Source organism: Streptomyces sp. ISL-99, from assembly GCF_018614005.1.
GTDB lineage: Bacteria > Actinomycetota > Actinomycetes > Streptomycetales > Streptomycetaceae > Streptomyces > Streptomyces flavidovirens.
The window spans coordinates 1-13,405 of record NZ_JAGGPC010000048.1; the positions used below are offsets into that span (position 1 = coordinate 1).

The 13,405-nt window shown below is 64.1% G+C and carries 3 protein-coding genes and 2 pseudogenes; 3 read left to right on the forward strand and 2 right to left on the reverse strand.

Annotated elements, in window-relative coordinates; genetic code table 11:
- Positions 1–213: 213 nt before the first annotated feature.
- Positions 214–399, reverse strand: coding sequence for a transposase (locus tag J7E91_RS36260; RefSeq protein WP_308377395.1), 186 nt, complete (start codon positions 397–399; stop codon positions 214–216).
- Between the two features lie 366 nt (positions 400–765).
- Here J7E91_RS36260 and J7E91_RS27635 point away from each other — a divergent pair.
- Positions 766–2,007, forward strand: a pseudogene (locus tag J7E91_RS27635) (IS110 family transposase).
- A gap of 207 nt (positions 2,008–2,214) precedes the next feature.
- On the opposite strand, the pseudogene J7E91_RS36265 reads toward J7E91_RS27635, so the two are convergent.
- Positions 2,215–2,385: pseudogene (locus J7E91_RS36265) on the reverse strand (transposase); the annotation flags it as partial.
- Positions 2,386–2,973: 588 nt separating this feature from the next.
- Between J7E91_RS36265 and J7E91_RS27645 the strand changes: the two are divergent.
- Entirely contained in the window at positions 2,974–6,552 is a 3,579-nt protein-coding gene (locus J7E91_RS27645; RefSeq protein ID WP_308377313.1) for a LamG domain-containing protein, read from the forward strand.
- 261 nt (positions 6,553–6,813) lie between these two features.
- On the forward strand, positions 6,814–13,374 hold the full coding sequence (locus J7E91_RS27650) for an RHS repeat-associated core domain-containing protein (RefSeq protein WP_374224789.1): 6,561 nt from the start codon (positions 6,814–6,816) through the stop codon (positions 13,372–13,374).
- Positions 13,375–13,405 lie beyond the last annotated feature (31 nt).

Genomic DNA, 13,405 nt, shown 5'->3' on the forward strand with positions numbered 1-13,405 from the left:
GCTGTTGTCCCCTTCACCTTTCGGATCCAGGTGAGTCATTCGGCCCAGGAACCTCCTTCCGAGTTCCTCCCGGCTCAGCCGGGGGATACAAACAGAGCGCCTCGTGGCGCACAGGGTTCGTTCCACCACCCACCGTCTCGGCAGCACCACGAACCCCTTCATGTCGTCACTGCGCTTGACGATCTGCAGGGTGAGCTGGAGTTTCTCCTTCGCTCACGCGACGAGGCGACCGGTGTAGCCGCCGTCGGCCCACACCAGGCTGATCTTCCTAAACCGTGTCCGCAGCCGGGGCAGCATGATGTGGGCGGCCTGGCGGTCGGTGACGTCCGCGGCAGTGACCAGGACCATCAGCAGCAGGCCGAGGCTGTCCGTGATGACGTGCCGGCGCCTGCCGTTGATCTAATGGGCGGGAGCTGAGCTCGTTGAACCACCTTCTCGATGCCGATCGCCAGCGTCAGCACGACGTCCTCCGTTGATCCGGGCCTTGAGCCCTCAAAGAAGACTGACGTGTGCTGGCGCTCGCCGTCGACATCGAGAGCAAACATTTGATCACCGATGATGATCGTGGTCCAAGCCCCCTGCGGGGACTACCTCTTACGTGCTCGGGAGCCACCAGCTCCGATCAAGACCGAGGGCCCCGCAGGTCGCTGGGGTCATGAACGGCTAATCGGATGTCGGGCCACCGAGCCCTTCCATTAGAGAGACGCATGCCCTGCACGGCTGTGACCAGCCACAACACGGGTTCGATGGGAAAGCGTGAGGCGAGTGAGAGTGTTCTGCGGCATCGACTGGGCCAGCGACCACCACGACATAGCCATCGTCGACGAAACGGGTTCACTGCTGGCCCGGGCTCGCATCGATGACTCCGCAGAGGGCCTCGACCAGCTGCTTCAGATGCTCGCCGAGCATGGCGACGGTTCGCAGGATCCCATCCCAGTGGCCATTGAGACCTCCCGCGGTCTTCTGGTCGCCTGCCTTCGGGCAACCGGCCGCCCCGTCTACGCGATCAACCCGATGGCCGCCGCACGGTAGCGGGACCGTCACACGGTCTCCCGGAAGAAGTCCGACCACCTGGACGCCATGGTCCTGGCGAACATTCTTCGCACCGACGCTGCCGCTCACCGCATGCTTCCCGCCGACTCGGAGGTGGCTCAGGCCGTTGCGGTCCTCGCCCGCGCACAGCAGGACGCCGTCTGGGACCGAACCCAGGCCGGCAACAAGCTGACCTCTCACCTGCGCGAGTACTTCCCCAGTTACCTGGCCGCCGTCGGGAATCGCCGCGAGGGCATCTATCACCCGATAGCCCGGGCTCTCCTGGCTGTGGCGACGACTCCGCGCCAGGCGGCCAAGCTGACCCGGCCGCAGCTGCGGGCCGTGCTAAGGAAGGCCGGGCGCAAGAACACCATCGACAGGGAGGCCGAGCGTCTGCACAGCGCACTTCGCGCAACGCAGATGCGCCATCTTCCCCTGGTGGAGGAGGCCATGGGGCGCCAGGCCCTCGCGCTGCTCCGGCAGTTGGAAGCCGCGTGCACGAGCGCCGACGATCTTGCCGAAGCCGCAGTGCAGGCGTTCGAGGCACATGCCGATGCCGGGATCATCACCAGTTTCCCAGGGCTCGGTCCGCTCAGCGGGGCTCGGGTCCTGGCCGAGATCGGCGACGACAGGACTCGGTTCGCCGACGCCAGAGGATTGAAGGCGTACGCAGGTTCCGCACCGGTCACCCGGGCCTCCGGCAAGAGTGTGTCCGTCGCGGCCCGCAGGGTGAAGAACCAGCGACTGGCCGGCGTCGGTTACATGTGGGCCTTCTCCGCGATGGCCCATTCAGGCGGAGCGCGGGCTCACTACGACCGCCGACGTGAGGCCGGAGACCGGCACACAGCCGCCCAGAGGAACCTCTTCAACCGGATGATCGGCTGCCTCCACCACTGCCTGACTCACCGCGTCCCGTTCAACGAGGCCGTAGCCTTCCCGACCTCGCGAGAACCCCATCTTGCCCTCGCCGCTTGACACGTTCTTCGCATCGGATGTCTTCTTCCCGCCGTCGTAACCGCGTGAGGCTGCGGGCACCGAGGCGGCCGCCTTGACCGACTGCGAGTCGATGATCGCCGCAGTCGGCTCGCCATCGCGGCCCGCGGCCTCGCGGACCTGGCCGCGCAGCTCCTTGACCAGGCCGCCTCTGCGCCACCTGCGGAAGAAGGAATAGACGCGGTCCCATGCGGGAAAGTCCGCAGGAACGGAGCGCCACTTGACGCCGTTATCGGTGACGTAGAAGACCGCATCGAGCATCTGCCGGTGGCAGTAGCCCTCCGGCTGGCCGCCCCGGCCCTCCAGCCAGGCAGGTACCGGCAGCGCGTCACGTACCACCGCCCACTCCGCGTCGGTCATGTCCGACGGGTAGCGCCGTACCCTCTCCGGCCGGTCGGCTGCGTTCCCGAACCGGTGAGCGAGGCAACCGCACGCCGACGGCGCCGAGTTGAACTGAGGGGACGAAACAGCGTACAACTGGATCAACAGGGCCTCCGGTCTCACGAGTTGGCTTCAACAACCCTCGTGCTGCACCTGAGGCCCTGCCTTCATGCACCCACCCGGCCAAGATCACCCGACCAGGCACCCTGTTCGATCAGAACCGTCCACATGATCGATAGGAATACGGCTTCTGACCACACACCAAACCACCGTCATCTGTTCATTCTTGCGCACAGGTCAGTTTTCGGATCTTTGTGGGCGTGTCGCTGGGCAAGCATTGTCATGCCACTTACACGCCCCTTACTCTCCGTTCACGGTCTCTACACGATCGTGAAATGTGTGGGGGCCGGGGAGGCCCTCCCGTGGAGGGGTGGGTTAGTGGTGCATGGATTCAGACGGGGGGCCGTGCAAGCGGCTGCCGGGTTGCTGGGGATGAGCCTGGTGGCGCCTTTAGGGCCCGCCTACGCGTCCGCTGCGACAGCAGTGCCCGCTACGCGGGGCAGTAATTTGACTGCGGATCAGGTCGCGCAGACAAGAGCACTGGAGTCCGGGGAGCGGGTGGAGGTTCCCGGTGAGCGCAGCGAGCGGGACACCGTCTTCGCCAACCCCGACGGAGTGACGTTCACCCTGGAGAAGTCGATTACTCCTGTGCGGGTGGCTACGTCTGAGGGCGGTTGGGCGGCGCCAGACGCGACGCTGGTGAAGCGGGCCGACGGCTCGGTCGGGCCGAAGGCCGCGGCGGTCGATGTGGACTTCTCGCCCGGTGGTGACGGGAAGGGATTGGTCACGATCGCCGAGGGTGGCCAGTCTGTCTCGCTGGGGTGGCCCGGCAAACTCCCCGCGCCACGGTTGGACGGCGAACGCGCGATCTACGAGAACGTGCTCCCCGACGTAAACTTGATCATGACGGCGACGGTGGAAGGCTTCCGCCAGGTCCTTGAGGTGGAGACGCCCGAGGCTGCGGCCAACCCCGCGCTTTCCACCCTGGATTACGCGCTGGATTCCAAGAACCTCGAAGTCCAGGAGGGCGCCGGCGGGGGCGTCGACGCTCTGGACGGCAATGGTCAGGTGGTCTTCAGCTCACCCGCTGCCCAGATGTGGAACTCAGCCGGCGAGGCGGCGGCTGCCCCCGTGCCCTCTGCCCCCGGTGAAACGTCGTCGGGGACTTCGGCTCAGTCGTATGCTGCCGCAGTATTGGCGGAGGACCCGGCGCCGGTAGCAGTGGCTCCGGTTGAGGAGGGCGATCCGCTTGCGGGCCCGGGCGCGGGTGATGAGTCAGCCGTCCTCGACATCGCGGTCGCCGACGGCACGGTAACGGTGAAGCCGGATACCGACCTGCTGATTGGTACGAAAGCGGACGAGTTCCCCCTCTACATCGATCCCTCCATCGAGCTGAACGATGACGAGCGCACGGTGCTCTCCTCGGACGGGGACAAGTTCTACAACTTCTCCGGCGGCGAGAACGGCATGAGCGTCGGAAAGTGCGGCATCGGCGTGGTCAACGGGGTGTCGTACTACTGCGGCAGCGGCTACGTGAACCGCATGTACTTCGAGTTCAAGCCGGACAAACTCAAGGGCAAGCACATCCTGGACGCCACCTTCAGGGTCACGGAGACTTGGTCGTTTTCCTGTGACGCGCGGTGGGTCGACCTGGAACGCACCAACAACATCTCCTCGGCCACCGAGTGGCCTGGCCCCACCAAGCTGGACCAGATGGGTGACCGTAACGTCTCCGCGGGCCGCGGTGGCCACTGCAGCCCGTCCCAGCCGCGTGCGCCGATTGAGTTCAATGACAACGCTGAGGAGTCGGACGAAAATCTGACGCCCACGGTCCGCGACTTCGCAGCCGGCAAGATTTCCCGGCTGACACTGATGCTGATGGCCAAGGACGAGTCCGACACCGTCTCCTGGAAGCGCTTCGACGACGACGCGGTCCTGAGCGTCGATTACGTCGGTAAGCCGGCCAAGCCAACCAGCATCGGCGTGGTCACCGGATCCAGCCAGACCTGTGAAACGGACGCGTCAGACCCGGTCGTCGTCACCGACCCCACACCGACCCTGACTGCTACAGCACAGACCGCGCCGGGCGGCGAGGCGGGAGCGAAACTGCGGATCGCCATGGACGTGGAGAAGAAACAGAACGGCAACTGGGTCAACGGGATAAGCGAGATAGAGCGCCCGACCACCGGCTACGTGGGCGACAACGTCAAGGTCCCAGCGACGACGCCGACACTGACCGACAACGTGTTCTACCGCTACCGCGCCTGGACCCGCTCGTTCTACGGCTCCGACTGGCTGTCCGGCCCCTCGAACGCCTCGACGACCGGCTGGTGCTACTTCAAAATCGATTCCAAGGCGCCCAAGCCGCCGACGATCACGTTCAACGGCCCTTACACACCCTGCACGACCAATGACTGTGCCGCCCACGGCAAGCCCGGCATGGCCGGGCACTTCACACTCGGCCCTGCGACAGGTGACGTCAACACGGCCTACAAGTACCGGCTGTCCACGGAGTTCGCCTGGTCCGACGAGAAACCCGGAACCACGGCACACATCTTCCCCATCCCGGAAACCTCCGGCACGATCCGCCTGTACGCCAGGGCAAAGGACACCTACGGGTGGGGCGCTCAGAACGTAGTCGAATTCGTCGTCAGGGAAGGCTCGGGACCCGTCGGCTCATGGAACTTCCACGAGGCATCGGGAGCTGCCATCGATTCCTCGACCACCGATCCCACGCTCCGGGACAATGCCACCCTCTCCGCCAGTGCCGCCCGTACCGAATCTGGACGCCGCGGCGAGACCGCTTCAGGCACTGATCGCGGTCTACGGCTGGATGGAAGTACCGCCTACGCTGCAACCTCCGGACAGGTCATTGACAGCCGTGCCTCCTACACGGTGGCAGCCTGGGTCCGCCTGGACAAGGCAACGAGCAACCACACCGTCCTTGGCCAGAACGGCGTGAATCGCAGCCCGTTCCTCCTCAGCTACGAACACGCCCTCGGAAAGTGGTCCTTCCGGGCCGTCGAGACCGATACCCCCATCGGCAGCCCCTCGACTGTTAAGAGCGTCTCTTCCAAGAATCCGGCAGCCCTCGGGGTGTGGACCCATCTGACCGGCGTCTACAACGCAGAGGCAAACACTCTCAGCCTCTACGTCAACGGCACCCTGCAGGGCACCACCGCCTACACCACGCCGTGGGCTGCAACCGGTGCGCTTCAGATCGGCCGGGTCCTGTGGTCGGGCGCCTACACTGACTACTTCCCCGGCGTCATCGACGAGGTCGCCGTCTGGCAGGAAGCCCGGATCGGCACCCAGATCGCCGAGCACACCGCGCTGCGCGACACGGACGGCAAGGCGTACGCCGAACTCGTCGCCGCTTTCAACCCAGCCGGCGCGCAGGGCACGACGCTCACCGACACCGTTTCTGGCTACGGCAAAAAGCTCGCGCTTTCCTCAGGCGCCACCCTCAACGGGGAGGAACTTGTCCTGGACGGCTCCAGCGGCGCCGGAACGACGGCAGGCCCGCTCGTCGACGATTCCGGGTCCTTCACCGTCACCACCGAAGCGCTCGTGGACAAGGCGAAGGTGTCGTCCAAACCTGACGGCTACAAGGCACAGATCCTTGGCCAGCGCACAGCCACCGGCTCCTCCTGGAGCCTTTGGTTCGAAAAGACCGGCACTACAGAAGAGCTGGTCTTGGACGACAACGACGACCCGGTGCTGGATGAGAACGGCAACCCTCACGTGAAAAAGGTCGCGGTGGGCCGCTGGAACTTCGGCCGGCTGACCACGGACAGCAGTGGCACTTCGGTAGCCAGTGACGAGTATGCGCTGCTCGGCTCCGAGACCCGCCTGACCGGTGTGTACGACGCTCAGGCCCGCACCATCAGTCTGTACCTGACTGCCGACCAGCAAGGCACCGACCTCGCGTACACCGCTGCTGTCGGTAGCGGAGACTTCGCTGCAGGCAAGGGGTACTTGAACAGCGCCTGGGGCAACTACCTGCCCGGCCGCATTAGTGACATCCGCCTGTGGGCGGGCGCGCTCAGCGACAGCAACCAGATCGACGCCGTCGTGGGCACCTGACGCCGTTACAGCAACCACACCACACGCATGGCAGGGGGCCGTCCCCAGAGAATTGGCCCCCTGCTCGCGTGTCTCTGCCAACCCTGCTGCCAGCCCTCGGGCGGGCCACACGTGAGAGAAGACATGTTCATGCCCCTATCCCTCCGTGCTCCAAGGAAGAGTCCGCCCACGGGCGGTGGACAACAGGATTCGGTGAGAGCCACAGGGCTTCGTACCCCCCTCGTTGGCGCTTTGGCCCTGGCTCTGTCCATATCAGGCGCGCTGGCACCGGTGGCGACCGCGGCCGACGCGCTGGGCCGCCCCGATGTGCCCAAGCCCCGCGTCAGCCAGGTCAAGGCCATCACGTCACCGGGAGCAAAGGCAGCCCGCGAACGAGTCATGAAGAACAAGGCCGCCAACGCCAAGCAGGCAGCGCAGGCCCGCAGAGAGAGATCTGCCGCATGGCCGCAGCCTTCCCAGCGCACACACGACCTTGCCGCCAAGCCCGCGGAGTCGGGTCTGGTCCACCTGGCTGAAGTGAAGGCCAGCAAGGGGAAGAAGAAGGCAGGGGCCAAGAGCGACGAGGTGCCCCTTGCCAACGGCACCGCAACGGTAAAGGTCCTGCCCCAGAAGGCCGCCCGCAAGGCGGGGATCACTGGCGTTCTGTTCTCTGCTGTTGCAGAGACGCCCGGCGCCGCGCAAGTCACGGTCGACTACGGCACGTTCGCCTCGGCGGTGGGTGGCGGCTGGGCCGCGCGCCTGGGTCTCGTGAGCTTGCCCGCCTGTGCGCTGACCACGCCGCAGAAGGCCGAGTGCCGCAAACAGACGCCGCTGACGTCGCGTAACAGCATCTCGAAACAGACAGTGACTGGCCAGTTCAGCTTGGGTACGACGAAACAGAGTTCCGCTCGTCGAACGGCTCAGAGCAACACCGCCGCACCGGCGGTGTTCGCCCTGGCAGCTACCTCGGCGACGCCCGCCTCTGGCACAGGCGACCACAAGGCGACCCCGCTGGCGGCATCCTCTACTTGGGAAGCGGGCGGCTCCTCGGGAGCCTTCACATGGTCCTACCCGATCACCGTGCCGTCTGCTGCGGCAGGCCCGGCGCCGAAGCTGTCTCTCTCTTACAACTCCGGCAGCGTCGACGGACGGACCGCGAACACCAACAACCAAGGCTCACAGGTCGGCGAGGGCTTCGACCTCACCTCCTCCTACATCGAGCGCAAGTACGGGTCCTGCGACGACGACGGCCAGGACGACAAGAATGACTTGTGCTGGAAATACGAAAATGCTTCGCTCGTGCTGAACGGCAAGGCAACCGAGCTGGTCAAGGACGACACCTCCGGCACCTGGCGGCTCAAGGACGACGACGCCTCGCGAGTGACTCATGAGACCGGCGCCGAAAACGGCGATGGCGGCGACGACATCGTTGGTGGTAAAGGAGACGGTAGGGGAGAATACTGGAAGGTCGTCACCGGCGACGGCACCACATATACCTTCGGCCTGAACAAACTGCCGGGCGCCGGCGCCGATCGCACCAATTCAGTGTGGACCGTTCCCGTCTTCGGCGACGACTCTGGTGAGCCCGGCCATTCCTCCGCCAGCAGCTTCTCAGGCCGTGCCAAAACCCAGGCATGGCGCTGGAATCTCGACCTGGCTGAGGATGTACACGGCAACGCCGCCACATACTGGTACAAAGCCGAAGCCAATAACTACGCCAAGACCGGTGACAAGAGCGACCTTGCCTCTTACACGCGCGGCGGTTACCTCCACCAAATCCAGTATGGACAGCGTTCGGACACTCTCTTCACCGGCACCCCGTCGGGCAAGGTGGACCTCTCCTACACTGAGCGGTGTACGGCCTCCGACTGCACAGCGCTGACCAAAGACACCGCCGACAACTGGCCCGACGTCCCCTTTGATGCAATCTGCTCCGCGAGTGAGAGCGACTGCCTGGCTACCGGACCGACGTTCTTCACCCGCAAACGCCTCACTGGCATAGAAGCCAGCGTCTGGTCCACCGCTCTCGAGCCTGACGCCTACAAGCCGGTTGACAGCTACAAGCTGACTCAGAGATTCCTCGACGGCAACGACATCGGCAACAGTTCGGACCAGACCTTGGTCCTGGAATCGATCCAGCGCACGGGCAAAAACGGTACTGCGACTACCCTTCCGCCGGTCGAGTTCACTTATCACATGCGGCCCAACCGGGTGGATGCGACGGATGACATCCTGCCGTTGAGCCGACCGCGTGTAAGCACCGTCACCTCCGAGGCCGGAGCGATCACCACTGTGACGCTGTCGGACCCGCAGTGTGTACGCGGCAGCAAGATGCCTGCTGCGGAAGACGACAACAATCTGTCCTGCTATCCCGTCTACTGGGCGGTCAATGGCGGCGAGCCTGCCCTGGACTGGTTTCATAAGTACAACGTCACTGCTGTCGTCACCTCCGACCCTGCTGGCCAGAACGAGGCGGTAGAGAACTCCTACGTCTACGAAAGACCAGCATGGCGCTACAACGACGACCCCATGACCCCGGAAGACGAGCGCACCTGGTCTGACTGGCGCGGCTACCAGCAGGTGACCACTTACACCGGCGACAGCGACAACACGCAGTCCAAGGCTGTCAAGCTGTTCATGCAGGGGATGCACGGTGACAAGCGTCTGAACGGCACCACCCGCACCGTCTCTGTTCAGGGCATCGCAGTGACAGGGCTGGACACATCCGACGTCCCGGATTACGACCATTACGCAGGCTTCCTGCGGCAGGAGCTCACCTACAACGGGACCCAGCCCATCTCAGTCACCGTCAACACGCCGTGGTCAAAGGTGACCGCCACACAGCACAAGTCCTACGCTGATACCGAGGCGTACATGCTCCGCACCAAGCGGGTGTGGGGCGCAACCTTCCTGACCGCCTCGTCTACCTGGCGGCGCACCCTAGTCGAGCACACCTATGACGACTACGGCATGACGTACCGCACCCATTCCTCCGGCGACTATGCCAAAACAGGCGACGAGACGTGCTCCCGCACTTGGTACGCCCGCAACTCGGCTAAGGGACTGACAAGCCTCGTCTCCCGGACCCGGGTCGTTGGCAGCGCCTGCGTCGACTCCGCCGGCGCGGTCATCACCGACGACAAACTCAACCTGCCCGCCAATACCGCTACCCGCGGTGATGTGCTCTCTGACACCGCGACCGTCTACGACACCCTGAACGCCACTGGGTGGTCCGACTCCCAGACCCCCACCTTGGGCCTGGCCACCTGGACCGGACGCGCCAAGATGTACCCGGCCGCCATCGGCACCAGCGAACGCCACCCGGCCCCCAACGGCGGCTGGCAAACAACCGCTACCACCACCTATGACACAGCCACCGCCAAGCTCGGCCGCCCGCTCACTGTCACCGACGCCGACGGCAACACGACCAGCACGACCTACTACCCGGCCGCGACAGGCCCTCTTACGTCCACTGTCGTTGCGGCGCCGAAGCTCGCGTCCAACGGACAGCAGCACAAGGCCTATGCCTATATCGACCCCGCCCGAGGCTCGGTCACCAGCAGCCTCGACGCCAACCTGAAGAAGACCGAAAACACCTACGACGCGCTCGGACGCATCACCGCCACCTGGCTGCCCGACCGCAGTAAGACCGCCGGCGACACTCCGACCGCCAAGTACGGCTACCACCTCGCCCGCAGCAGTCAGCCCTGGACCTCGGTATCCACCCTCAAGGCCGACGGTGCTACCTACCAGACCATGTACACCGTCGCCGACGCCCTGCTGCGCCCACTGCAGACCCAGATTCCGTCGGTTTTGGGTGGCCGGATCCTGACCGACACCCGTTATGACTCTCGCGGCCTGGCGTACGAGACGTACGCCGACATCTACGACGACGGAACAAGCCCAAACGGGGTATACGCCCGCGCCTCCTACGCCCACACCCCTGCACTGACCAGCACTGCCTTCGACGGTTCTGGACGGGCTACAAGCAGCAGTCTGACCGTCTTCGGCGTCAAGAAGTGGGGGACCACCACCAGCTACACCGGCGATTCGGTTGCCACCACTGCTGTCAAGGGCGGCACAGCCAGTCGCACCCTCACCGACGCGCTCGGCCGCCCCACGGAGATACGCACCTACGAGGGCACCTCTCCTGCAGATCCTGACTACGGCACCACCGCCGGCAGCCCTTACACCAGCGTGAAGTACAGCTACACACGCGACGGCAAACGCGACGGCATCATCGGTCCGGACGATGCCAAGTGGACGTACAGCTACGACCTGTTCGGCCGCGAAACCAGCAATTCCGACCCGGACAGGGGCACCACCACTACCACCTACACGGCTCTTGACCAGATAGCCACTACCGACGACGCACGCACCACCACCCCGCAACTGCTGTACAGCTATGACGAGCTTGGCCGCAAGACTGGTATGTGGCAGGCGTCGAAGACGGACGCGAACAAGCTCACCGCCTTGACCTACGACTCCCTTCTCAAGGGCCTGCCTGACTCCTCAACTCGGTACGTCGGCGGTACTACAGGTAAGGCATACACCAAGCGCGTCAGTGCCTACGACAGTATGGGCCGTGCCACCAGGAAGGACCTGATCCTGCCTAGCGACGACCCGCTGGTGACTTCCGGGGCTGTGACTGCCACTAGCACTTTCACCACCGATTACCGGATCGACGGCACAGTCAACAACAGCAAGGAACCCTCTGCCGCAGGCCTCCCCTCGGAAATCATTTCCCCCGAATACAATTCGCAGGGCCTTCCTACAGGCCTCTCAGGCAGCTCCGGGTACCTCCTCGGGGTCGACTACTCCGCGCTTGGCCAGGCATGGCAGCTGACACTTGGCACCTCCACCGCCGAAGGCGTGAAGAAGGCCTATCTCAACAGCACCTTCGAGGAGGGCACCGGGCGCCTCCTGCGGTCCTTCGTCACTGACCAGACCCACCCCTGGATGCCACAGGACCTCAACTACGCCTACGACCCGGCGGGCAACGTCACCTCCATCTTCGACCCGTCCACGCTCGGGGGGACCTCAAAAGCCGACTACCAGTGCTTCAGCATCGACGGCCAACGCCGCCTGACCGAAGCCTGGACCCCCAAGACCGCCGACTGTGCCACTACAGGCCGCACCTCCGCCAACCTCGACGGCGCAGCCCCTTACTGGAGCAGCTACACCTACAACACCGCAGGCCAACGCGCCAGCGAAACCGATCACGCCCCGGGTGGTGCCTCCACCAAGGCCACCTACTGCTACAGCACCTCACGCCCACACGCGGTGACAGCCACCACCACAGGCGCCAGCTGCACCGGGGTTGCCAAGCAGTACGAGTACGACGCCACAGGTAACACCACCCAGCGCGTCGAGAAGATCGGCAACGCCACCAGCCAGGCGCTCGTCTGGAATGCTGAGGGCAAGCTGAGCAAACTGACAGAGGACACGATCGGCACGGACTACCTCTACGACGCCGACGGTGAGCTCCTTATCCGCCGTAAAGCAGGCGGCGAAACAGTGCTCTACCTCGGTGCCACCGAAGTCCACACCAAGGGCAATAAGAAGTGGGCCAACCGCTATTACAGCGTGGCCGGCACCACAGTTGCCTTGCGCAGTAACGAAACCGGTACTACCAAGGTGACTTGGCTCGCCGCAGACCATCACGGTACATCCAGCCTTGCCCTCGACTCCGGTACGCAGGCCATCTCAAAGCGTTACAGCGGCCCGTTCGGCACCAGCCGCGGAACGGCCAGCGGCCCTTGGCCGGACGACAAGTCGTTCCTTGGAAAGCCTGCTGACACTGACACTGGTCTTACCCACATCGGTGCCCGAGAGTACGACCCGACCACCGGGCAGTTCATCAGCGTCGATCCCCTGCTGATGTCTGATCAGGCGCAATCCCTCAACGGATATGCATACGGCAACAACAACCCCGTCAACAACGCTGACCCCACAGGGCTCTGTGCCGAAATTGACTGCCCGACCCGTCCCACCCCCGACCACGAGAACACAACCCCAGGTGAAGTTCCGGGGCCGCCCAAACTCAGCACGAGTGGTGCCGCTGGTGGCGGTGGTGGCGGTGGTGGCGGTGGTGGCGGTGGCAGTGGTGATGGAGGCGGTGGCACTGGCAGCATCCCCCCTCCCATTACCTATGTGATGGGACCGGCGCCCCTTCCCCTGTGTACCGCATGTCTGCCGATCTTCAGCCAACCAGTAGTCGGTCCCATGAGCCCAGAAGTTCTTTCTACCAGCTACTGCGCCAGCAATGGCATCGATCTGGCCTGCAACCCGGAGGATGCCGTCCTTGGCGGAGGAGACGACGGATTCCGGGAGGTGGGCATGAAATGGCTGCTCGGGAATTTGGAATATAGCAAAACGTACGGTGAGGACAGTGAAATAGCGAAACAAGTAAAGAAAACAGACTTGACGGCCGGGCATCTGGAGCAGATTGCCCGCGCGTATGCTTCCGACGCAGGGAAAGCTGAAGGAGTGTTGAGGAACTCGATATCGGACGGTGATTCGAAATCACAGTTCAAGAAGGACGCGAAATCCCTGGTGACGGGCGACCGAAACCTCGCAACGGCAGCACTGGGATCTTATACGGCCAAATACAAGGTTCTCAGAGCTAGTCCCAAGGGTGTGCAGGCGCGCATTACCATCAAGAACAGCATGTCCTGGTCTTCGTTCACCCATATCGCAACGGGCTACGGGACAAGTGCTGACAGGTTCGTGCAGAGATGGTTCGATCTAGACGGAATCATTGCTACCCAAGGAGCTCTCAACGGTGCTGCGGGTAAAGTGCACCACATGGAGATCGTGTTTCGTGCGGAGATCAGGTACTAACTCTAGGTCCTGATGAATCGCACTCGCGCGG